Origin of the sequence: Paenibacillus medicaginis (genome assembly GCF_042138635.1) — a bacterium.
GTDB lineage: Bacteria > Bacillota > Bacilli > Paenibacillales > Paenibacillaceae > Paenibacillus > Paenibacillus medicaginis.
The window spans coordinates 37,528-60,045 of record NZ_JBHIRY010000016.1; the positions used below are offsets into that span (position 1 = coordinate 37,528).

Below are 22,518 nucleotides of genomic sequence, written 5' to 3' on the forward strand. Positions count from 1 at the left end.
ACCTCAGAGGCCACGGACAGCGCCCGACGAGCGGCCCGCTATGGGCGTCACGGCGGGCAGTCAGTCATGGGTGCTCCCGGCGAGCGGCCTGTCATGGACGCCATGACAAGCCGCCTATCATGGACATCATGACGCCAGACTGTTTGCTTGTGGGGCTGCTTTGAATGCCGAATGCTCTAAGTGCTGCCGGATATCCTTGCTTTTGCCGAGCCGCATTTGCTACAATTAATATCTGGCTGTGCTATATTGGTTAAAGGAACATCAATTTATTGAGGGAGTGATCGTCATGGGGAAAAAAGCCGATGGGAAAGTGCTCGCCCAGAACAAAAAAGCTTCCCATGATTATTTTATCGAGGATACCTATGAGGCGGGCATGGTGCTGACGGGAACGGAAATCAAGTCCGTTCGCAACGGGCGTTCCAATATTAGCGACGCTTTTGCAACCATCCGCAACGGAGAAATTCATATTCATAACATGCACATCAGCCCGTTCGAGCAGGGCAACCGGCATAATCCCGACGATCCGACACGCACGCGCAAGCTGCTGCTGCATAAGGAGCAGATCAACAAGCTGTTGGGTTTGTCGAAGCAGGATGGTTATGCGATCGTCCCGCTGAAAATTTATGTCCGCAACGGTTACGCGAAGCTGCTGCTTGGGTTGGGTAAAGGTAAGAAGCAATACGACAAGCGTGACTCGGCGGCCAAACGGGATGCCCAGCGTGACATCCAGCGTGCGCTGCGCGAGAAGCAGAAGGTGGCGCGTTAAGCGGATTTGGATGTATAGGTACATGTTGCTTGCGCAGGTTCAGATGAACTACATTGGGGTAATTTATATACCCTCAGTATAGCAGAACGTATATATTTTAAGGCTGATGTATGGTATACTGACGGAGTAGTGTTCTTATGAGCACTGCACCTTGATGCTTCTGAGCATCCTTCCTTTTTATGGAGGGGGAGGATGTGGAATAGATCATTGCTTATGCCCGGCATTGCCGGATATAATCCAGAAGCCCTTTTATAATGAGGGGGCGTTTATGGATTCGACGGGGATAGTTCGAGCATGAGTAGCGGGTAGTGGGGACGCGTCCGCTTCATCAACGCTAAAGCCTATTAAACGGCAAACAAACAACTAACTACGCTGTAGCAGCTTAATAACCTGCACACGTGCTCTCGCTCTGTATCGCCCATGTACCGGGATGAGGGCTCAACTTTAGTGGGATACGCTGTCTAGTCTCCGCCTGCGGCTAGCTGAAGAAGACAATCAGGCTGACCCGAAGGGAATCCGGTAACGGGGAGTCTCTAGGGTGACATCAAAACTGTTACTACACCCGTAGAAGCTTATGTGGCGTTATCTTCGGACAGGGGTTCGACTCCCCTCGCCTCCATAAAAGCAAGACGAAAAAGCCTTCAGCCAATGATGTGGTTGATGGCTTTTTTATTGTGTATAATAATGTAAAGCAATGAACAGAAAGCATAAGGAGGTTCATGTTATGGCAGTCGATCGAGAACAGCTTCAACATATACTTAAGAAGGCCAATCAACGTGCTCGTCAACAAGCCAAGCAATCTGGAGCATCCGTGTACTATATCAAAGATAACAAACGTATTCGTGAAGATGCGGACGGGAATAAATTCGAGATCATATTCGACTCACAGGGAAAGCGGACGGAGCGGAAGTGTTTTGAATAAACATCAACCTGTCATGACGATATAAGTACTATTTCAAGTATTTTTTGTGGGATTGCTTCCTTGTATAAGGAGGCAACACAGTCAGAGACTGAACAGTTCCTACAAAATAATTTCATTCAACTTGAAGATGGTTATGAAGCAAACAAGGTGAAGACTGCAAATAGGAAGCGTATTGCTTTGACTGTGGATACCCTTTCCACTTATTCAGATGAAGACCGTCAGAGTATATTCTCATATATCAAGGGATACTGTGAAGATTTGCAGTATGATGAAAGTAAGTCTCATTTTAAGCTAAAATCAGAAGATGATCTTAAGAAATTGCTCTATGGTATAGAGCAACGGTACTATACAACGGTGCTCGGTGGAGAAAAGAGACTTGCAAACTCGGTATTAGTGCTAAGCTAGACAGGGCTGGTGTGTACTTATTAATGCAAAAGTGCATGCGGACTGTATGTGCTTTTTTGCTTTTCACAAGGCTAGAAATGTGGCGGACGCGGTATATTTGCCTAAAAGAAGAAGGTTTGAAGGGAGGGCATATACCAAAGAGCCACGTTTATATGTAAAGTAAGGGAGTCGGGAGTTAGTTAGCCAAGTGGGTACTTTTCTTTTGTTTATGAAGTTGTTGTATAATAACGGTGATCGATTTTGAGTATTGGGAAGGGAAGTGACAGTTAATGTTTGAGGAAATAGATAAAAAGAAACAGGAGCTTGATCAAAAGAGGCCCTTGCCCGTACACACTTTGCGAAGTATCCGAGAGCATCTGATTGTAAACTGGACATACCACTCCAATGCTATAGAAGGGAACACCCTAACGTTATCTGAAACAAAAGTAGCCCTCGAAGGAATCACGATCGGTGGAAAAACCATTAAAGAGCATTTGGAAGTGATTAATCATAAAGAAGCCATTCTTTATGTGGAGGATATCGTTAGACGGCAGGAGCCTTTATCAGAGTGGCAAATTAAGAGCATACATCGCCTTATACTTAAGAGTATTGATGACGAACATGCTGGAGCTTACCGGAATGAAAATGTTATTATTAGCGGGGCCACACATATCCCGTCTGATTTTGTTCAAGTAAAGGCTCTTATGGAAGAGCTCATACAACATTATGATCTTCATTGGCAAACGAATGTACATGCTCTGGAGAGGGCCTCTTTACTTCACATTGAGTTTGTGAAAATTCACTCATTTATCGATGGTAACGGTAGAACAGCTCGTTTACTGTTGAACTTTGAATTGATGAAGAACGGCTATCCCCCAATCGTTATTGAAAAGGAAGATCGAGCTGAATATTACAGGGCACTTGATTTGGCTCATACTACAGGTGATCATAGCCAATTTATAGGTTTGGTCACTAGGACTCTAAACAGAACTTTTGATCTTTACCTGCGACTTATTTAAATGGGGCGTCAGCCTACGTGACATCACAACCGTGACTACACCGTAGAAGCTTATGTGGCGTTATCTTCGGACAGGGGTTCGTCACTCTCACTTTACCCAATGCGAAAGTTGATTTAAGAAGACCTAAAAACGTTGATTTTGTAACTATCATAAGTTGAATCGGAATTTCTCACAAACTATGAAAAGAAAAAAGCTTGTCGAATAAGAAAAAATCCATGGGTTGGTGTGAACGTATATGGCGAAAATTTTCAAGATAACCTTGACGGATTGGAATGGGGCAGTTCGTGGGAAACCTTACCGTAAAATTGCCATACAGGAGAATGCGAGCCTGTACAATCTTGCGGCGGTCGCGCTGGCTGAGTTTGATTTTGATATGGATCATTTGTTCGGATTCTATGACAACTTGAAAAACTGGGCCCGGTCTGAGGAAGGATACGAGTTGTTTGCCGATGTCGGCGAAAGGATGAATTTTCCGGGTGTGAGGAAGGCTAAAGTCAGCAAGGTGTTTCATACACCCAAACAAAAGATGCTGCTGTTATTCGACTATGGTGATGAGTGGAGGTTCATTGTTCAATATTTGGAAGATGGAGACCTGAGAGGCACGAAGCTGCCTGCTCTCCTGGAAGCTAAAGGAGAGGCGCCCGATCAGTATGGCGGCTTCTCGGATGAGAATGACGAGGATGAAGTTTAACTGATTATGCAGATGTTGTGGGAGAGGCGTAGTTGGGGAAGAAAAACAGTTTGTCGTACTGCTCGATTCCAACGACTGCACCAAGGGACAATATGGATAAAATGCCATCAAAGTCAAAAGATCTTCGACTTTGATTCTTTCAAAAGCATTTGAACTAGGTTTGTAAACGTGGTAGACTTTTTCATGAGGTCGCCTCTTTCGAATCGAGTTCTGTGGTGGAATCGATTTTACCGAAAGATCGGCCTTTTTTCAATTTTTAGATACCTTATTTTGGTTAATCAACAGGCGTGTACACATACATATCTTTTTGTTTTAGTCGTTTATGCTACGTTGGAAATAATTAATTCTTCCAGAGGTGATGAGGATGCGATGGGAGGAAGTCCGTGAACAGTTTCATAATGAGTGGGTGGTCTGTGAGGCATTAAAATCTCGTTCAGAGGACGGGTATTGGTTTATCGACGAAGTGGCGTTGATTGATCGATTTAACGATTCTACAATTGCAATGAAACGCTATTATGAATTGCACCGAGGGCAGCCTCATCGGGAATATGGTTTTTTTCACACTTCCCGAGAAATGTTGAAACTTCGTGAGAAATGGGCGGGAGTAAGAGGACCGCGATGAAAATTAATGTGAGATATGGTCTTCCATTTATTGAAGTTACCATTTGTTACCTTGGAAGAGAACTTCACTTGAAAAATGTATTACTTTATACGGGATCGGCGGGGACGATTTTTGGTGCCGATGCAGTGGATGATATTGGGGTTAAGATTGAACCTGGAGACTTTCTGAACAAAATTAGGGGTGTAGGCGGAGTAGAGATCGTGTATTCCAAGAAATTTGATTTTGTTAAAGTAGGTCTAGTTTTGCAGGAAGGCTTTGAGGTAGAGATTGATGATTGATTCAAAACAATTGACAATTGTAGCAGGAAATTAACCAAGTGATTTTCCCGAGGATTGATGCAAAGTTCCCAGTATTATTGGCTCATTTAGGAGAAGAATTGGCATATGATTTCGCGTTCGCGCCTAAAAAAATCACTCACAGCTATGATCCTCCCGTGGGATTGCTTGGGTATGCTGATTCGGACAGATGAGCCATTTTCAATGGAGGAAGAAATGATAATATGCAACTGATAATTGCTGGCTACGATGATCTCGACAACGTTGTTGAACTTGTCAATCAGGCGTATCGCGGCGCCTCGTCACAGGGCTGGACGACAGAAGCCGATCTAATTGAAGGACCTCGTGTCGACCGGGAGGCCCTCGTTCACAATATCGAAACTGGACCAACAACAATTCTGCTCGCAAGGGAACAGACATCCGACGAGATACAAGGATGCGTCGCTGTTCGCCCGACTGAAAACGCAGAATGGTATCTGTCGATGCTGGCCGTCAGCCCGGTATCTCAAACTGCGGGACTTGGTAAATCGATCATGGCGGCCGCCGAGACATTCGTGGTCGAACGCGGCGCGCGATCCCTGAAGATTTCGGTCATCGACGCTCGGGACACACTGATCAATTGGTACGAGCGAAGGGGCTATCAACGGACCGGCGAGATTGAGCCATTTCCTTATGACGATCCAAGTGTAGGCGTACCGCTCCGCGATGATCTGACTTTGGTCACACTTCGAAAGCATTTGCGCGGCTGACGACAGTCCTGAACGGAGTAACGAGAGCAGCATGAACAAAGTCTACGCCGCGTTGTAACGTATTGGCGGAAAGTACTAAGCAGGTACAGTTAAAAGAGCTATCTGACGAGGGAAGAATACAACATACGAACGTTACTTCGCTTAAATAGCGGAAAAGAGGCTGTTTCTAAATGTCATTGAAGAATGACTTAGGGACAGCCTCTTTTTGCGCAGCATTTCTCTGCACCTGCTCAAAGATATTGTATTTTTTAGGTTCCTCTAGGAACATTTTTCATACTTTTAATCGTTATTGGATGCGGCAGCATTCGCGATTTTTTTGAGAATCTTTTGAGAACGGTTTGATAGACTGTATGGCGATGCATCATCCGTGTAGGCGAGCTGCCGTTTCAACCGGGGAGGAGTCGATTTTCATGGGAAAGGAGGAGCAATGGAACGGTTATTACGCGCGATTTGTACAAGTTTTCGACAGTTGTAAGCAAGGATAGATGTGATTAACGATGCGATGGAGGAAAATGAATGCGTAAAAAGGTAAAACAGCTTATGGCCTGTGTGCTGATTGTTCTGCTGTTGGCGGCCATGCTGCCTGAACTGTCAGGGGGAAAAGCCCATGCTGCAAGCAGCGGCGCCATCAGCACGGCGGCAGGTAATGGGACTAGCGGTTATTCGGGAGACGGAGGAGCGGCGACGACGGCCCAATTAGCGAACCCGACTGGAGTGGCTACGGACAGCAGTGGCAATCTGTATATCGCAGATTATGCGAACAATCGGGTCCGAAAAGTAGATTCGTCGGGGAATATCAGTACAGTGGCGGGCACGGGTTCAGAGGGCTATTCGGGAGACGGAAGAGCGGCGACGACGGCCCAATTGAATAATCCGTTTGGAGTAGCTGTGGACAACAGTGGTAATCTGTATATCGCGGATTTTAATAACAATCGGATTCGGAAAGTAGATTCGTTGGGGAATATCAGTACAGTGGCGGGCACGGGTTCAGAGGGCTATTCGGGAGACGGAAGAGCGGCGACGACAGCCCAATTGGCGGGCCCGACTGGAGTGGCTGTGGACAACAGCGGCAATCTGTATATCGCGGATTTTATGAACAATCGGATCCGGAAAGTAGATTCGTCGGGGAACATTAGCACGGTAGCGGGCACGGGTGAAAATGGCTATTCGGGAGACGGAGGAGCGGCGACGACGGCCCAATTAAGTGACCCGCAAGGAGTAGCTGTGGATAGTAGCGGCAATCTGTATATCGCGGATAGGGGTAACAATCGGATTCGGAAAGTAGATTCATCGGGGAACATCAGCACGGTGGCGGGCACAGGTGAGTGGGGCTACTCGGGAGACGGAGGAGCGGCGACGACAGCCCAATTGTATTATCCGTTTGATGTAGCTGTGGACAGCAGTGGCAATCTGTACATAGCGGATGCGATTAACCAACGGATTCGGAAAGTAGATTCGTTGGGGAACATCAGCACGGTGGCGGGCACGGGAGAAGCGGGCTATTCGGGAGACGGAGGAGCGGCGACGACGGCCCAATTGAATAATCCGTTTGGAGTAGCTGTGGACAACAGTGGCAATCTGTATATCGCGGATTTTAATAACAATCGGATTCGGAAAGTAGGACTCACATCCAGCAACGTGAACTTGAGTGGTTTGACGCTATCGAGCGGGAGCTTAAGTCCGGCGTTTGCGTCAGACACGACAAGCTATACGGCGAGCGTGGCGAACAGCGTGGGCAGTATAACAGTAACGCCGACGGTGAGCGACAGCAATGCGACAGTGACGGTGAACGGAACGGAAGTGACGAGCGGTTCGGCGTCGGGTGAAATCAGCCTGAGCGTGGGGAGCAGCAACACGATTACGGTCGTGGTGACGGCGCAGGACGGAACTACGAAGCAGACGTATACGGTGACGGTAACGCGTGCGTCGAGCAGCAAAGCGGAATTGAGCGGCTTGACGCTATCGAGCGGGAGCTTAAGTCCGGTGTTTGCGTCAGACACGACAAGCTATACGGCGAGCGTGGCGAACAGCGTGGGCAGCATCACAGTAACGCCGACGGTGAGCGACAGCAATGCGACAGTAACGGTGAACGGAACGGAAGTGACGAGCGGTTCGGCGTCGGGTGAAATCAGCCTGGGCGTGGGGAGCAGCAACACGATTACGGTCGTGGTGACGGCGCAGGACGGAACTACGAAGCAGACGTACACGGTGACGGTAACGCGTATGTTGAGCAGCAAAGCGGAATTGAGCGGCTTGACACTATCGAGCGGGAGCTTAAGTCCGGCGTTTGCGTCAGACACGACAAGCTATACAGCGAGCGTGGCGAACAGCGTGGGCAGCATTATGGTAACGCCGACGGTGAGCGACAGCAATGCGACAGTAACGGCGAGCGTATACAATAGTTCCGGCACGTACGGCCCGATTTCCCTGACCAGCGAAGCAGCGGGGGTTTCGCTTCCGTTAGATGTAGGCGTCAACACCATCCAGGTCGTAGTGACGGCGCAGGATGGTACAACCAATACGTACACCGTAACGGTAACGCGCGTGTTGAGCAGCAAAGCGGAATTGAGCGGCTTGACGCTGTCGAGCGGGAGCTTAAGTCCGGCGTTTGCGGCGGGCACGACAAGCTATACGGCGAGCGTGGGAAACCGTGTGAGCAGTATTACGGTAACGCCGACGGTGAGCTACAGCAATGCGACAGTGACGGAGGCGGTATATGATTCCGCTCACGCCACGGTGACGGCGAGCGTATATAACAGCGCAGGCACTTTGGTAATGGGTCCGATCGCGTTGACGAGCGGAGCAGCTTCCGATTCGCTGCCGCTGAGCGTAGGCATCAACACGATCAAGGTGGTCGTGACGGCGCAGGACGGCACGATGCAGACGTACACCGTGACGGTGACGCGCTCGTCGGGTACAGGCTCTTCCTCCTCCGGTTCGTCTTCGACGGGCTCGCCTTCCACCAACAGCGGGGGCGCAGCTTCTAATAACTCGACAGGGTTCAGCGTCATTGTGAACGGCAAGAAGTATGATCAAATCGCCACAGGCACTACAACCCATGAGGACGGAAAAACGGTGCTGGCGGCGACGGTGGATACGGCCAAATTGATGGAGCAGCTTGCAAAAGAGGGCGACAAGCCGGTCATCATCATTCCTGTTGCCTCGGTGAGTGCGGACAAAGTGACGGTTGTATTGACAGGGGACGCAATAAAAGCTATGGAGAACAGGCAGGCCGTATTGGAAGTGCAGACGGCTAACGGAAACTACAAGCTGCCTGCGGCGGAAATCGCGATCGCCCGCTTGTCGGAGCAGCTTGGCGGGCAAGTGAAGCTGCCGGACATCGTCGTTCATGTGGACATTGCGAAAAGCGACGCAGCGAAGAACAAACTCGCAGAAAGTGCGGCGGAGAAAGGGAAATTCAGCATCGTCGTACCGCCGGTCGATTTCACGGTAACTGCTTCGTACAACGGTAAAACGGCGGACGTAGACAAGTTCAATGCGTATGTAGAACGTGAAATTCCGCTGCCGGACGGCATCGATCCCAACAAGATTACAACCGCTACCGTGCTTGCGGCGGACGGAACGGTCTTTCATGTGCCGACCTTCAGTGCCGTTCATGACGGAAAGTATTACGCAGTTGTGAACAGCTTGACGAACAGCACGTACACCTTGATTTGGCACCCGATGACGTTTGCGGACACAGAAGGTCATTGGTCCAAGGAAGCAGTGAGCGACATGGCTTCGCGTCTGATCGTGAACGGGGTTGACGAGACGCATTACAATCCGGATGCGGCAATCACCCGCGCCGAGTTTGCGGCGATTATCGTCAGAGCACTGGGACTGGCCGACAACGGGAAAACCTCAGCGTACGGTGATGTGAAGTCTGGCGACTGGTACGTCGGCGCGGTGGCGAAAGCGCAGGAATACGGCATCATTGAGGGGTATGAGGATGGAACATTCCGTCCGGCGAAGACGATCACGCGTGAAGAAGCGATGGTGATGATAGCACGGGCGATGAAGTGGACGGGACTCGACACAAACGTCAACAGCACAGACGCGGTATCAGCCATTGCCGCATTTGCGGACGGCGCTGCGGTAGACGCGTGGGCGAAGCAATCGGTCGCTGTGGCTGTGAAGAGCGGATTGGTTCAAGGCAGAGATGCCGGGCTGAAGCCGACGAGCGACATTACGAGAGCGGAGACTGCGGCCATCGTGCAGCGGATGCTGGAAAAGGCTAAGCTGATCGACGACAGAGATTACAAGTAATATGCAGCCCGAGCAGGGCCGTCCGAAAGCGGATATGAAGCTGAAGGGCGGCCCTTGCTTTTTTGTGAGTGCGTAATGATAGAATGAAAAGAGCAGAGTTGAATTGCGAAGGAAGGGGACTGTGTATTGAAAAGGGGGCGTTACCGCAAGATCATCGGAATCGGCTTGATCTTTTCATTCTCTATTGCTTTGTTCGCCGCTATTTATGCCCAAACGATACCGAATCGGGACATGCCGCCTGCGAAGCGGGGAGTGTTGGATTTGTCAAATTGGGATTTCCATAAGCAGGGATGGGTCAACCTGGATGGAGAATGGGAATTTTATGAAGGCGAATTGCTGGAGCCTGCCGATTTTCGTGAAGGAACGCGTCCGGAGGTCTCGTATTTATCTGTACCTGGCACATGGAAAGGAAAATCGGCGAATGGCGGTATGAACCGAAAAGGATACGGAACGTACCGGTTGAAGGTGCTGGTTACAGATCAAGTGACGGATGAAGTGTTAGGTCTAAAAATAAAGAGCATCCGCATGTCCCATCGGTTGTTCGTGAATGGAAAACTGAAGGGAGAGAGCGGGCATCCTGCAGCCGATGACTCGGCGCATCAGCCCGGCAATACGCCTTATTCAGTGTTTTTTCATACCGATTCCAAAGAAATCGAAATTGTGATTCAAGTGTCCAACTACGTATTTGTCACCGGTGGGATCGCTGGTCCAATCTCGTTCGGATTGGATAAAGATGTGGCGAGGCTAAGCGCGATCCAGCTCGGCACCGATATCGGGACTATATTGGTTCTTGGCATGTTCGGAGCCTATCATCTCAGCTTCTACTTCCTTGGGCGAAGAGAGAAAACGTATTTGCTCAGCGGGCTGTATTTGCTGCTTATATTGCTCGAAAAAGCGCTTTACGGCGAGAAGATTTTGCAGAGGACGCTGCCTGACCTTCCTTTTGACATTGCCTACAAGCTGCTGGATGTAAGCGAATTTATCAGCGCGGCGATGATCATCCTGTTTTTCTGCTCTGTGGAAGCTCGTCTCATGTCGCTTCGGATGATGAAACTGATACTGGCTCCGGTAGTCCTATATATTGCGGCGGTTGTTGTGTTGCCTTATCGTGTGCATATCCAAGCAAAATATGTTTTCTTTCTTTATATGGGAATGGCTATCATCTACATTATGGGCAGAATGGTTTATCTGTATGTCCAAAGCAAGAGAGATTCATCCGAGCGGAAGGAACTGCTGCTGTTTATTGGCGGGAGTATGGCGTTGATGATCTTTCTGGTGGACGGAAGCCTCTATTCAGAGAATGTAGTGCCGACGGATTTGGCTGGAAAATTCGGGGTGATTTGTTTCATCATTTTCATAAATATTTTGCTTGCGGTCCGATTCTCGAATGCTTATGAGAAGACAGAGATCCTTACGCATCAGTTGAAGGTCTCCAATCAGCTCAAGGACGAGTTTTTGATGAACACTTCCCATGAGCTCAAGACCCCGCTGCATGGCATTTTGAATATGGCGTCCCATCTGCTGGATGATGAGGAAAGAAATCTGTCGCAGAAGCAAAAGCAGAACCTGTGGTTGATCAAGGATACGTCCGTCAAGCTGTCCATGCTCATTCACGATTTGATCGACGTTACCCGCTTGAGGCATGGGGAGCTGCGCTTGCAGCAGACGATTGTGGATGTCAGGGTGGCTGCGCAAATTGTATGTGATGTGCTGCAGTTTGAGCTTGCAGGTAAAGCTGTGCGATTGGATAATCAAGTCGGTCCCGATGTCTGGGTACTGGCCGACGAGAACCGGCTGCGCCAGGTGATGTATAACCTTGTCCATAATGCGATGAAGTATACTGAAAAAGGGACAATCAAGGTGATGTCAAGTGTGACCGGCGATACGATATGTATTTCTGTCGAGGATACGGGAACCGGGATTCCCGAGGATAAACATGAAGCGATATTCGATTACTTCGAACAGCTTGATGGGCCGCTTCCGCAGGACGGGTATACAAGTATGGGAGTTGGTCTGTACATTAGCCGGAAGCTCGTCGAGCAGATGGGCGGAGAAATCCAGGTGGACTGGTCGGAGGTCGGACAAGGAACACGAATGGCGTTCTCGCTGCCGGGTGTGGAACGGATGCCGGCTTTTCATGAAGCGGCTTATACCGCCGAGGATCGGCCCCGAAACACCTTAAACGATGCTTCGCTGGATATTGTGGACCAGCATGAGCATACAATCCTGATCGTGGATGATGAAGCTTCCAATATCCATATTCTGCTGAATATTCTAACAAGGCATAGGTACAATGTGATTACAGCGTTCTCGGCTAAAGAGGCGATAGCCAAAATGAACGAGTATTCGAATGTCGATCTTGTCATTCTGGATGTGATGATGCCGGGAATTTCAGGTATCGAGCTGTGCCAGACGCTGCGCGCTCATTATTCCATTCTTGATCTGCCCATCTTGTTTGCGACGGTCAAGGATACGCCGCAGGACGTTGCGCTCGGCTTCAGGGCAGGGGCGAACGATTATGTGACCAAGCCGTTTGACGGGGAGACGCTGATCGCCAGAATTCAGACGCTGATTGCGATGAAAACCTCGATTCAGGAGGCGATCCGCAATGAACATGCATTCCATCAAGCCCAGATCAAGCCGCACTTTCTGTACAACGCTCTGAGCAGCGTTATTTCATTTTGCTATACGGATGGAGAAAAAGCGGCCTATTTATTATCGATGCTCAGTCAATATTTTCGCTATATTCTGGAGATGGATCGTTCTACTTTGTATGTTCCTCTATACCGGGAACTGGAGCTGATTCATGCATATGTCGAGATCGAGATGGCCCGTTTCGGGGAGCGGTTCGACTTTGTTTGCCATGTTGACGAAAGCCTTCATCATATAGAAATTCCTTCTTTATGCATCCAGCCGTTTGTTGAAAATGCGATCCGGCACGGACTGTTCGAGAAAGAGGGACATGGGCAGATTGCACTTACGATTCACGAGGGAGACCGTTATATGAAGGTCGTGATCGAAGACGATGGTGTCGGCATTCCGGATGATCTTCTTTATCAAATATCGAATGGTGAACGGTCCATCGGGGGCATCGGCATCTCCAACATTCGTAGACGTCTCGATTCCATCCCTGGGGCTGCACTGACCGTAAGCTCCGAGATCGGGCGCGGGACTAAGGTGACGATATATTTACCTCTTCATCAGGACGGAAGCCAAAAGAGTTGAATAGCCAACAATCGGAGGGACGAAATTGTTTAACACTGTCATTGTCGAAGACGAAAAGCCGATTCTGGATTTAATGAAAGTTGTCATTGGGCGAAATCCCCACTATACGATTACAGGAGCCTTCACCAATCCGCTTGAGGCGCTGGCCTGTCTGTCTGAGCTCAGACCGGATGTCGCTTTCCTCGATGTGGAAATGCCCAAGATGAATGGGCTTGAGCTTGCACAAAATATCAATGAGTTATCGAAGCAGACGCAGATTGTCTTCACGACGGCCTACAAGGAATACGCGTTGGATGCGTTCGGAGTTCAGGCGCTTGACTATATACTCAAGCCTGTGACACCGGCCGCTATCGAGCGGGTCACGGAGCGTCTGGCAAACAGGAAGAATGATGCTGTTCCGGGCGGAAGGGGCAGAGGTGCTTCCGTCATTCGTTGTTTCGGGAGTTTCGAGGTGCGCAATCCGAAAGGAGCGCAGATCCGTTTTCCAACCCGCAAGACGGAAGAATTGTTTGCGTATTTTCTATGCCATTCGAACAGGGAGATTGGCAAATGGCTGCTGACGGACTTGTTGTGGCCGGATATTGAGGAAGAACGGGCTTCCCACAGCTTGCACCAAACGATCTATCAGATCAAGAAAATGTTGAAAGGGCATGCCATTGGTATGGATATTCGGAAAACGCGGGATGGCTACGTGCTCGAAACCCTTGACGAACATTTCGATGTGCTTGATTACCAGCGGTTTGATCCGACCCGCACCGAACGATTGGCGGATTATGGGGAAGCAGAGCGGCTCTGTTCCTTGTACCGGGGACCGCTATTGGATGGAAAGCCTTATCTGTGGAAGGTTCCACATGAGGAAGCGTTAGGAAAGCATTTCACGGCGCTAACCCGAAGTTTGATCCAGCGTGATTTATCGGAGGAAAACTGGATCGGTGCAGAGCACAGGCTCCATGCGTACTTGGCCGTGTACCCGCTGGATGAGGAGATGAATCAGATATTGTTAGACATGTATGCAGACCGCGGGTTTAAGGAGAAAATCGCCAGGCATTATGCGCGGTTCGAGGCTTCTTATCGCATGGAGCTGGGGCTGGAGCCGCCGCTTGAGATGAGAGAACGGGTGGCATCCTATTTGAGATAAAGCAGTATAGCACTATTAGTTTGGTTTGCTTTATAAATGTACATAAATATGTTACAACTGTTATTACAATTATAAGGTATAACTGAATGAGTATCGATCATACTATGGATAGGAGAATATAAAATGAATGGTGTGGTCAAGGTGGCGAACGACAAACAGGAAGTGACTCGTTATTTCAGAAAAGTAGGGAGAATGGGAAATAGTTTGGGTGTAAGCTTGCCTAAAAGTCTTGCCGAAAAATTAAATGTAACGCAGGGAGACGAAATCGTATTCATTGAAAATGAACGTGGTGAAATAACAGTTAAAAAAGCTCGCCAAGGCAAGCTGCCTGATCATGTTCGCCCCGAGGTTTTGGAAGCTTTCTTTGATGTGTTTGAAGAGGACAAGGAGATTTTTGAGGATTTAAGGGACCGATGATATGACAAAACTTTTGACCAAAGAAGAAGTTGTTGCAGCACACTATTTTATGATGAAAAGAATGAATGACGCAGAGCAGGCAGGTGTAAAAGATCATGGCCTACTGGAATCTGCGATACATAGACCTCAGCAAAGTATATTTGGAGAAGATGCGTATTCAACCTTATTTGATAAGGCAGCGGCGTTGTTAGAATCTCTGGTCAAAAATCATAGCTTTCATAATGGGAATAAACGCACTGCCTATATTGTTACAAAATCGTTCTTAATATTAAATGGAAACCATCTAAAAATGGAACGTAAATATGCCGTGGAGTTTATCGTCGATATTGCTAAAGGGTTGCATTCGGTGGAGACCATCGCCTCTATTCTGGAAGAGCATTCTGAGGAAAGTTGAGCTGTTCTTTTTGTAAGTCTACGGAAGGGGCAAAAGAATGAACAGAGAGAGGCGGCTGCAAGAGCAAGACAGATCCGCAAGGCAACGAGAGCAGCAATTAGGCGAAGCTCCATGGTCTGATGGGACGTTTGCATATATTGCCGGGTATACGGGGTGGGGATTTCCTTATGGTATAACATGGGAGGAGATGGACAGGCTTGCCGATCAGGAAAGCCTTTACGCTACGATTCCGCATGAGAGTTATGAAGCGTAGGTTCGTGAGGATGAGAAATGGCTGATTTTTGATAGACCGGAGGACGAAGAGGAATGAGAAAGAGAGTGGAACCATTGCCAGAATCTGAACTACGGGCCATTCTGCGGGCAGCCGACGAAATTATTGCCCAGGGCGGAAGGACGCTGCTTGCGAAAATTTTGAAAGGTTCAAAGGATCGTAAGGTGCTGGAGCTTGGATTAGATCAAAACCCTTCGTATGGTTACTATAAAGACCTTACATTGGAGCAGATCATGGATAAAGTGGATCAGATGATCCGGACCGATTTTTTGGAAACGGAGACTCGCGGCAAGTACCCTCTAATTGTATTTACTCCTCGTGGATGGGCGATCGAGAGGGAGAGACGGGCTGAAGAGTTCCTGCAAGAATGGAATCGCTGGCTGGAGAATAACGTAACTCCAATCAGCATGGAATATTTGAAAGAACGAAATCGGGGTATGATCTTCTTGTTCTTGTACAAAATTTTATGCTCCAGAAATAGGAAGTATATTTCCTTTTTGATTTTGTGGGAACGCATCGATTTCAAAAAAGTACAGGCTGAAATACGCCATGTGATCCAGGCGCTGCAAAAGAGCGATGATATGGATGATGCGGAATGGAAGCAGTTATTGGCGGAGCGTGCCCGATCACTCATCATTAGCTCGCAGGACCCGATTTTTTTGGCATGTCAGTCCTGCGGAGGCCCTTTTATATTTGAAGAGACGAATCCGGAATATTACATGAGCGATGGTTTACGGTTTCCGGACAAGTGTCCAAACTGTATGGAAGGTCATTTACACGTGAGGTGACCGGATGTTAATCGTATCCGTTGACGGGGGCGAACGGAGATGACTGTTAATGTATATGACAGAAGCGACCGGAAAGGGCCGCTTTTTTGCTTGTTTATTTTCAAAATGGTGCGATATCATCTTGTTACTTGAATTTATATCCTTCTAGCTCATGAATAAAAAAATGCAGAGGAGGAACCAGTTTCTTTTATCAACGGTTATTGATGATCACTGCACCGTTTCGGCGCGTTTTCTGCCCAATACGGCCCCGCACGTCCAGGCTGATAGCCCGAGCAGCAGCAGAACGCCCGAAATCCAGGGATGATATGCGAGTGTTGCTACCCGGTTAACGGCGATGCCGCCAATGCCTGCTCCTGCCGCCAGTCCAAGATGGATGACGGATGTGTTTATGCTCAGAATAAAATTAGCTGAATGGGGCGCTTTCTGAATAAAATAGCTCTGCATGGCCGGTCCTGCAGCAAACATGGCCAAAATAGCAAAGGCGATCAAAATAAATCCGAATCCAGGAACGTGGCCGGATAAGGGGAGCAGCATGAACGCTGCCGCATGAGTCAGAAGGGCATAACCTATGACAACGGCGGGCCCCCAGCGGTCGACACCATACCCGCCTATCCGGGAACCAATCGCACCGATGACTCCCAGCCCCAGCATAACAAGCCCCAACTCCGATGTTTGCAAATGATACAGCTCCTGCAAATATGGCGTTAAATACGTCATCATAACGGAGTTCCCGCCTTCACGGAACAAAGTGATCAACAGGCCGATAATCACGGCGGAGCTCCCCAGCCATTTGAATTGCTGAAAAAATGGAGCCGGTTCGTCTCCTTCCATCTCCGGCAGCAGGCGAAACAGGACAATACCAATCACGATGCCCAGCAATCCAAGCAGCACAAAAATGGATTTCCAATTCAGCCACTCCGTGATCGTAATGCCTGCGGGCACGCCCAAAATCATGGCGGTACTGAAGCCGAGAATAATAGTTCCGAGCGCGCTGCCCAGCTTCTCAGCGGGCACCAGCTTGGCTGCTATGCCAAATGCGGTGACCAGAAAAACGCCGGAACTTGCGCCAAGTATAATCCGCGACACCATCAGCATGGCCGCCGATACGCTTATAGCTGATAACGCACAGCCTGCTGTGAAAGCAACCATGGCCGAGAAAAGAAGCTTTTTACGTCCTATGCGGGACGTTAGTGATATCACAACAGGAGTGCCAATGGCAAATGAAAGTGAGTAAAAGGTGATGAGCTGCCCGGCAGCGGCAAGTGAAATGCCCATATCGTTCGCAACGATGGACAGAATACCGGAGATGACCAGCTCCGAAGTAGCCGTCAGAAACACCGCCAGCGCAAGCAGGTAAATAGCTGATCGATACATGAGTACCATTCCCTTCTTAAGTCTTGGTTGTATTATAATGAAGAAGCTAACCTTAGATAAGAAGGCAAAATGAATGGATATAAACCAAATAAATTGATCAACTATACTTTAGAAAGTGGAGGGTACATCATGGATATGAACGAGGAGTTTATGCATACCTGCGCATTCTTGGAGGTGCTTGAGGCCAAATGGTCGATTCTCATTATTGCCAAGCTGGCTGCCGGGCCGAAACGATTCAAGCAGCTGCATCGTGATGTGGCTGTCGTCAGAACACAGTCATTAACGAACGCGCTTAAGCATCTTGAGGTGAAAGGAATCGTGCACCGCAAGGTATTTCCTACCGTGCCGGTTACGGTTGAGTATAGTCTGACGGAGAAAGGAATGGACTTTAAACAGTCACTGACCGAAATGGAAAATTGGGCGCTCCGATGGCAATAATCTGCCGGGATATATGGAGCGCATAGCTTAACACTCCTGATATTAACGCTTCGGTTGAAGCGGATAGCTGACGGTTGTCGGCACCTTGATAAGGATTAGCCGCAGAGTCCCTTGATTCGGGCTCGTGATTTCTACCGTTGTACCTGAATCCGCATACCCAACAACGAAATCTTTATGATGAAAAGGAATGGGCTGTTTCGCTGCGCCAGCTTCTCCCCATGCTCCGTCCCCGCGAATAGCAAGAGCCGTTAAAGTGTAGCCTGCAGGTACTGTGTGCTCATACCGGGCTCCGCCGCTGACTTCAACGTCCCACATTTCTGCGTCGGCCACGAGCTTGATAGGGGCGTTGCTGCCAAGTACCGTTTTTACTTTATAACCTGCTTCATAGCTTTCAAGTGGGAAATCTGCATGCTCATATTGGTGATAGGCCGGTTGTCTCAGCATCGCTTCCGCCAAATAAGGCTCAAACCAGATTTGAAAAAACTCTGTATCCGAGCTGAGCTTTTCCTGATGGCTGACTCCCGAGCCGGTTTGCATGACCTGTGCCCCGCCTGCGCCCACTGCGCTGTCCGTTCCCAGGGTATCCTTGTGAGAGGACCAGCCTTCCACTACATAGGTCAAAATCTCAAAGCCTTCATGTGGGTGCAGACCGATGATGGCGTCCGCGTTTGAGGTTCCCCAGGCCCAATAAAATAGGGGTCCGACACGTTTGATGACCGATCCTTCGCCCGAGAAGCCGATGGGCTTTTGTTCCTTGATTTTCCCGCCGTCAAATTCGCCCTTTCCCTGCATGGCAGGGGTATATACTCTTGGTTGCATGAATGATCAGCCTCCTTTTGAAAACGTAAAATTGCTACTATTATGAAGGATATGAAGGATATGAAGGATAGAGGTGCGCCTAACCTGGCTTCACGCTTTTCCCCAATCTCTTGAGCAGCGCAATCGCCGCCTCCTGATCATCCTGGTCAACTCCACTCATTAAATGGTGGACAATTGCCGCATGGTCCGGAAAGATCCGATTGAACAACTCATCGCCGGCGTCGGTAATTTCAGCATAAATCACTCTGCGGTCTTCCCGGCAGGGAACGCGTCTTAACAGCAGCTTCTTCTCCAGCTTGTCGATATTATAGGTGATGCTGCCGCTTGTCACTAATATTTTTTCCCCAATTTGCTGCAGGGGGATACGCCGCTTCGTATATAGCACCTCCAGAATCATAAATTCGGAAGGGGATAGACCGTATTGTCTAATATCCTTTATGACCTGATCTGAAATGGCTTTGTAGGCTTTGGAGAGAACGACGAATAACTTGAGTGAAGTGGCTTGGGCATCGTTCAGTTGAAGAGGCATGATAATCACCAGCCTTAATGGAATCTTTTTATTAATAATCTTTAAATTGAGATAAATATACTGCGGGAATGGAATGCTGTCAACACCTAAGCGAAAAATGTTTCGGAATGTTGAGATTTTGTAGAGGTTTGGTCATTATAATGTGAAAGTGTCAGCTTTTGTCGAGTGTTTAATTGTTGTGCAAGAGCTGAGGCGCTTGAGTTGAAAGTAGTCGACCAATCATTCTATAAAAAGGGGGAAATCTGCTAATCGAAAGAAATTGGCAATAGGGCATTCCTACATGCTTTCGTTAGCGGGAAAAAAGGTGAAACTAAAAAATCGAAGAATATTGTCGGTGCTAATGGCAATCGTTATGGTATTGACGATATTGCCATTTCATCCGTCACAAGTAAGAGCAGCGGCTACACCAGCACTTGATCCTGGTACCCCCGTTCGATTATCCGAAACGACCTATCAGCTAGCAAATGCTGCATTTGGAAGCACAGGTGTCGTTAAAGCAACGGGCGGATACTTTACAGTGGCTGTAAATAACGGTTCGATTGCCGTCGGAACTCTTGCCAGCGGTATTACTGAGTTAACGGATGGTATCAAAATCAGCGGTATTACCACTGACAAATCCTCTGCTACCCATCGGATATTCAATTTTACAAGCTCCAATACCTATGAGGACATCCAGGCAGCAATTCAAGGTATGACATTTAAGCAAGATTCAGAGAAAACCCAAAAGGTCACAGTAAACGTAGTGCCAGGGGCACCGCTGAGTGATGGGAAAACATCTGCGCGTGCTTACGATGGGCGTTATTTTGTATACGTGGCAAGACAGAATAGCATGACTTTTAACGATGCTGTGACTACTGCGACGAACAATAAGGGACATCTTGTGGAGCCAGCAGCAAATAATCCTGCGGAAATGTTGGCCATTGCCAGTATGTTTAATGAATTCAAGACTTCCTTTGCAGGTATGCCAGGTTGGAACTTTATTAGCTTTATAGGTGCTACTAAAACTAAAGCCCCCAATTGGGACACTGCTAGTAATACCCTGACAACCTATGTAACAAAGAATCAGTACACAGGTCTTGAGCAATCGAATAAATATAAATTTAATGGTGACGACTACGTCCATCTTACACTTCTTCTGGACACCAACAATACAGATATACGTTACTTAGGCGTAAATAATACACATGGCGGCACTAGCGCCTACAAAGATCCGGGAGTTATCGTTGAGTATAATTCCGATTTCACACGTGACTTCATCACGGAAACGACAGAAGTGGACGTACTGGAAGGGTCTTCTTTAAAGGAATTGCAATTAAAGAACGAGGACGGTTCCGGGATTGACCTGGCTCCAGCGTTCGATCCAAGCCAAACTCGTTACACAGCTAATGTGCCGAACGATGTGTACAACATCAGCATTAATCCGACTGCACAGTATCCGGAAGATACAGAGGTACGGGTTAACCTGAACGGTAAAGAGGTCGCTGTAGGCGACTGGGACAACCTCCCGCTTGAAGAAGGCAAGAATACCGTGACCGTTGGCGTCTATGACAAGAACGGAAACCTTTTGAGCGAGTACGCAATTGAAATTGTTCGTGAAAAAGCGAGCACTGGCGGCAGGCTGACTTCGCTTGTTCCATCTACAGGAAGCCTGAATCCGGCATTTGATCCGGAACGGACAACCTATACGATGAGTGTGGGGAAAAGCGTGTATGAGATGCAGTTAACCCCAACGTCGCTTGATCCAAACGCCAAGATTGCAATTCGTGTAGTTGACGACGTATACGGAGACGACGACTGGCAAGAAGTGGCCAGCGGCAGCCTCAGCGGTAATCTTGAGCTGAATCGCGGTTCGAATACCATTGTCGTCCGCGTCACGGATGAAGATGGTCAGTATAGAGAGTATACGGTGACGGTCTATAGAAGCTACGGAAGCAGCAGCGATAACGACGATGATGACGACAAAGGCAGCAATGGCGGCGGTGGTGGTGGCGGAAGCACAACTACGCCAACAACTCCAGAAGCTCCAAAAGGTAATCTCGACGTTACTTTGAACGGCAATGACAATCCGTTTGCAACCGGAACGGTATCGACTTCCAATGGCCGTACGGTAACGGCGGTTAAAGTGGATCAGGGCAAGCTGACAGACGCTATTTCCCAAGGAACAGGCCAGAAGCTGGCGATTCACTCGCCAAATGAAGGCGACATGACCGTAGAAGGCCTGACAGCGGACACACTTAAACAACTGTCCGATAAAGGAGCAAGCCTGGAAATCAGCAACCTGCTGGCGATCTATCCAGTTCCAGCTGGCAAAATGGACCTGTCTGCTGTGGCTGGCCAATTGGACAATGCAGCGCTGAGCGATATTGCGGTTCGCATCGATATTAAGCGTGCATCCGAAGATGTGATCGCATCTGCGAAAAGCAAGGCAGCAGCGGAAGGTTATGAGCTGCTGGTTGACCCAGTCGATCTGGATCTGACGTTTAGCCATGGCGGCCAAACGGTAAGAGCCGGTCAACTGAACGGCTATGCAGTGAAGTATATCGCTCTGCCGGAAGGTGTTGATCCAAACCGGATCACAACAGGTGTCGTGGTGAATCCAGACGGCAGCGTATATCATCTGCCAACTGTTGTGACCAAGATCGGCGACCGTTATTTTGCACAAATCAATGATTTGCGCAGCAGTGGAACTTATTCTGTTATCTGGAATCCGCAGGATTTCGATGATGTAAGAAACCATTGGGGTAAAGAGGATGTTAACAACATCGCGGCAAGACTGGATCTGAAAGGGAACGGAAATAATACGTTCGCTCCGAACCGGAGTGTAACACGCTCCGAGTTCGCGGAGATCGCGGTTCTCGGCCTGGGACTGATGCGTCAGGAAGCATCTCAGGTGAACTTCCCGGATGTTTCATCATCCGCGTGGTATACAAATGCTGTCGCGATTGCAGATGAGTACGACATCGTTCGCGGTTATAACGATGGCGACTTCTACGGCGACAAGCAAATTACGAGAGAGCAAGCCTTCGCGATAATCGCCCGTGCATACCGCCTGATCCAATCCGAGAATGCGGCCGGACAAGATACTTCTGTACTGGCTCAATATAAAGATGGGGCAGAGGTATCGAACTGGGCCAAAGCGGATGTGGCGCAATTGATTCAGGCAGGCATCATTCAGGGCAACGGTCCTAAGATGCTCAACCCGCAAGCCACGATTACGCGTGCGGAAGCAACAGCAATGATCGCGAGAATGCTGAAGACGACGAATTTAATCGACAAATAAACAAGTGTATTCCAACAACCATTGATGGCCTGAAGGTCGTCAGTGGTTGGTTTTTTTGTTTCCATTTAAATAGATATGGAATGTTCCTATATTATGTGCTTCAATAGGTAATAGGGCCTAAAAGAGACTCTAACGCACAAATTTAACAGAG

At 48.6% G+C, this 22,518-nt stretch carries 19 protein-coding genes and 1 other RNA gene; 17 read left to right on the top strand and 3 right to left on the bottom strand.

From position 1 onward, the window contains the following. Positions 1–286 precede the first annotated feature (286 nt). The 15 genes from smpB to ACE5LO_RS16415 all read left to right on the top strand — a co-directional run bounded on the left by smpB (position 287) and on the right by ACE5LO_RS16415 (position 15,927). On the top strand, positions 287–766 hold the full coding sequence (smpB, locus tag ACE5LO_RS16345) for an SsrA-binding protein SmpB (protein WP_375521080.1): 480 nt from the start codon (positions 287–289) through the stop codon (positions 764–766). A 258-nt stretch (positions 767–1,024) separates the two neighbouring features. After that, positions 1,025–1,388: a transfer-messenger RNA gene (gene ssrA / locus ACE5LO_RS16350) on the top strand. Positions 1,389–1,490: 102 nt separating this feature from the next. After that, positions 1,491–1,688: a hypothetical protein gene (locus ACE5LO_RS16355; RefSeq protein ID WP_375521081.1), complete on the top strand. Its 198-nt coding sequence runs from the start codon at positions 1,491–1,493 to the stop codon at positions 1,686–1,688. Between the two features lie 60 nt (positions 1,689–1,748). Beyond that, the gene (locus ACE5LO_RS16360; protein WP_375521082.1) at positions 1,749–2,093 is read left to right on the top strand and encodes a hypothetical protein; all 345 of its coding nucleotides are present in this window, start codon (positions 1,749–1,751) and stop codon (positions 2,091–2,093) included. Between the two features lie 269 nt (positions 2,094–2,362). After that, a complete protein-coding gene (locus ACE5LO_RS16365; protein WP_375521083.1) occupies positions 2,363–3,091 on the top strand; it encodes a Fic family protein in 729 nt (242 codons plus the stop codon). A gap of 235 nt (positions 3,092–3,326) precedes the next feature. Continuing rightward, positions 3,327–3,782, top strand: coding sequence for an IS1096 element passenger TnpR family protein (locus tag ACE5LO_RS16370; protein ID WP_375521084.1), 456 nt, complete (start codon positions 3,327–3,329; stop codon positions 3,780–3,782). A gap of 618 nt (positions 3,783–4,400) precedes the next feature. Beyond that, a complete protein-coding gene (locus tag ACE5LO_RS16375; protein ID WP_375521085.1) occupies positions 4,401–4,682 on the top strand; it encodes a hypothetical protein in 282 nt (93 codons plus the stop codon). 221 nt (positions 4,683–4,903) lie between these two features. After that, positions 4,904–5,428 carry a GNAT family N-acetyltransferase gene (locus tag ACE5LO_RS16380; protein WP_375521086.1) on the top strand — a complete coding sequence of 175 codons (525 nt, stop codon included), beginning with the start codon at positions 4,904–4,906 and terminating at the stop codon, positions 5,426–5,428. A gap of 516 nt (positions 5,429–5,944) precedes the next feature. Next, positions 5,945–9,694 carry a cadherin-like beta sandwich domain-containing protein gene (locus ACE5LO_RS16385; RefSeq protein ID WP_375521087.1) on the top strand — a complete coding sequence of 1,250 codons (3,750 nt, stop codon included), beginning with the start codon at positions 5,945–5,947 and terminating at the stop codon, positions 9,692–9,694. A gap of 126 nt (positions 9,695–9,820) precedes the next feature. Beyond that, positions 9,821–12,919, top strand: coding sequence for a hybrid sensor histidine kinase/response regulator (locus ACE5LO_RS16390; protein ID WP_511227995.1), 3,099 nt, complete (start codon positions 9,821–9,823; stop codon positions 12,917–12,919). 25 nt (positions 12,920–12,944) lie between these two features. Further along, positions 12,945–14,057 carry a response regulator gene (locus ACE5LO_RS16395; protein WP_375521088.1) on the top strand — a complete coding sequence of 371 codons (1,113 nt, stop codon included), beginning with the start codon at positions 12,945–12,947 and terminating at the stop codon, positions 14,055–14,057. A 123-nt stretch (positions 14,058–14,180) separates the two neighbouring features. After that, a complete protein-coding gene (locus ACE5LO_RS16400) occupies positions 14,181–14,474 on the top strand; it encodes an AbrB/MazE/SpoVT family DNA-binding domain-containing protein (RefSeq protein WP_375521089.1) in 294 nt (97 codons plus the stop codon). A 1-nt stretch (position 14,475) separates the two neighbouring features. Further along, entirely contained in the window at positions 14,476–14,868 is a 393-nt protein-coding gene (locus ACE5LO_RS16405) for a type II toxin-antitoxin system death-on-curing family toxin (protein ID WP_375521090.1), read from the top strand. 37 nt (positions 14,869–14,905) lie between these two features. Next, a complete protein-coding gene (locus ACE5LO_RS16410) occupies positions 14,906–15,121 on the top strand; it encodes a hypothetical protein (RefSeq protein ID WP_375521091.1) in 216 nt (71 codons plus the stop codon). 53 nt (positions 15,122–15,174) lie between these two features. Beyond that, complete coding sequence (locus ACE5LO_RS16415; protein WP_375521092.1) at positions 15,175–15,927, top strand: RQC-minor-1 family DNA-binding protein; 753 nt, start codon at positions 15,175–15,177, stop codon at positions 15,925–15,927. Between the two features lie 207 nt (positions 15,928–16,134). Here the strand turns inward: ACE5LO_RS16415 and ACE5LO_RS16420 are convergent, their stop codons facing one another. Continuing rightward, on the bottom strand, positions 16,135–17,301 hold the full coding sequence (locus tag ACE5LO_RS16420) for an MFS transporter (protein WP_375521093.1): 1,167 nt from the start codon (positions 17,299–17,301) through the stop codon (positions 16,135–16,137). Positions 17,302–17,430: 129 nt separating this feature from the next. Here ACE5LO_RS16420 and ACE5LO_RS16425 point away from each other — a divergent pair, with 129 nt between their 5' ends. Next, the gene (locus ACE5LO_RS16425) at positions 17,431–17,739 is read left to right on the top strand and encodes a winged helix-turn-helix transcriptional regulator (protein ID WP_375521094.1); all 309 of its coding nucleotides are present in this window, start codon (positions 17,431–17,433) and stop codon (positions 17,737–17,739) included. Positions 17,740–17,781: 42 nt separating this feature from the next. Here the strand turns inward: ACE5LO_RS16425 and ACE5LO_RS16430 are convergent, their stop codons facing one another. After that, complete coding sequence (locus tag ACE5LO_RS16430) at positions 17,782–18,558, bottom strand: pirin family protein (RefSeq protein WP_375521095.1); 777 nt, start codon at positions 18,556–18,558, stop codon at positions 17,782–17,784. A gap of 79 nt (positions 18,559–18,637) precedes the next feature. Beyond that, positions 18,638–19,087, bottom strand: a complete 450-nt coding sequence (locus ACE5LO_RS16435) for a MarR family winged helix-turn-helix transcriptional regulator (protein WP_375521096.1) — start codon at positions 19,085–19,087, stop codon at positions 18,638–18,640. Positions 19,088–19,391: 304 nt separating this feature from the next. On the opposite strand from ACE5LO_RS16435, the gene ACE5LO_RS16440 reads away from it, so the two are divergent. After that, complete coding sequence (locus tag ACE5LO_RS16440; RefSeq protein ID WP_375521097.1) at positions 19,392–22,367, top strand: S-layer homology domain-containing protein; 2,976 nt, start codon at positions 19,392–19,394, stop codon at positions 22,365–22,367. Positions 22,368–22,518: the final 151 nt, after the last annotated feature.

Excerpts from the sequence above, each read along its gene's own strand:
- smpB (WP_375521080.1), top strand. The coding sequence starts at position 287 with ATGGGGAAAAAAGCCGATGGGAAAGTGCTCGCCCAGAACAAAAAAGCT.
- ACE5LO_RS16355 (WP_375521081.1), top strand. The coding sequence starts at position 1,491 with ATGGCAGTCGATCGAGAACAGCTTCAACATATACTTAAGAAGGCCAAT.
- ACE5LO_RS16365 (WP_375521083.1), top strand. The coding sequence starts at position 2,363 with ATGTTTGAGGAAATAGATAAAAAGAAACAGGAGCTTGATCAAAAGAGG.
- ACE5LO_RS16370 (WP_375521084.1), top strand. The coding sequence starts at position 3,327 with ATGGCGAAAATTTTCAAGATAACCTTGACGGATTGGAATGGGGCAGTT.
- ACE5LO_RS16375 (WP_375521085.1), top strand. The coding sequence starts at position 4,401 with ATGAAAATTAATGTGAGATATGGTCTTCCATTTATTGAAGTTACCATT.
- ACE5LO_RS16380 (WP_375521086.1), top strand. The coding sequence starts at position 4,904 with ATGCAACTGATAATTGCTGGCTACGATGATCTCGACAACGTTGTTGAA.
- ACE5LO_RS16385 (WP_375521087.1), top strand. The coding sequence starts at position 5,945 with ATGCGTAAAAAGGTAAAACAGCTTATGGCCTGTGTGCTGATTGTTCTG.
- ACE5LO_RS16400 (WP_375521089.1), top strand. The coding sequence starts at position 14,181 with ATGAATGGTGTGGTCAAGGTGGCGAACGACAAACAGGAAGTGACTCGT.
- ACE5LO_RS16405 (WP_375521090.1), top strand. The coding sequence starts at position 14,476 with ATGACAAAACTTTTGACCAAAGAAGAAGTTGTTGCAGCACACTATTTT.
- ACE5LO_RS16410 (WP_375521091.1), top strand. The coding sequence starts at position 14,906 with ATGAACAGAGAGAGGCGGCTGCAAGAGCAAGACAGATCCGCAAGGCAA.
- ACE5LO_RS16415 (WP_375521092.1), top strand. The coding sequence starts at position 15,175 with ATGAGAAAGAGAGTGGAACCATTGCCAGAATCTGAACTACGGGCCATT.
- ACE5LO_RS16420 (WP_375521093.1), bottom strand. The coding sequence starts at position 17,301 with ATGTATCGATCAGCTATTTACCTGCTTGCGCTGGCGGTGTTTCTGACG.
- ACE5LO_RS16425 (WP_375521094.1), top strand. The coding sequence starts at position 17,431 with ATGGATATGAACGAGGAGTTTATGCATACCTGCGCATTCTTGGAGGTG.
- ACE5LO_RS16430 (WP_375521095.1), bottom strand. The coding sequence starts at position 18,558 with ATGCAACCAAGAGTATATACCCCTGCCATGCAGGGAAAGGGCGAATTT.
- ACE5LO_RS16435 (WP_375521096.1), bottom strand. The coding sequence starts at position 19,087 with ATGCCTCTTCAACTGAACGATGCCCAAGCCACTTCACTCAAGTTATTC.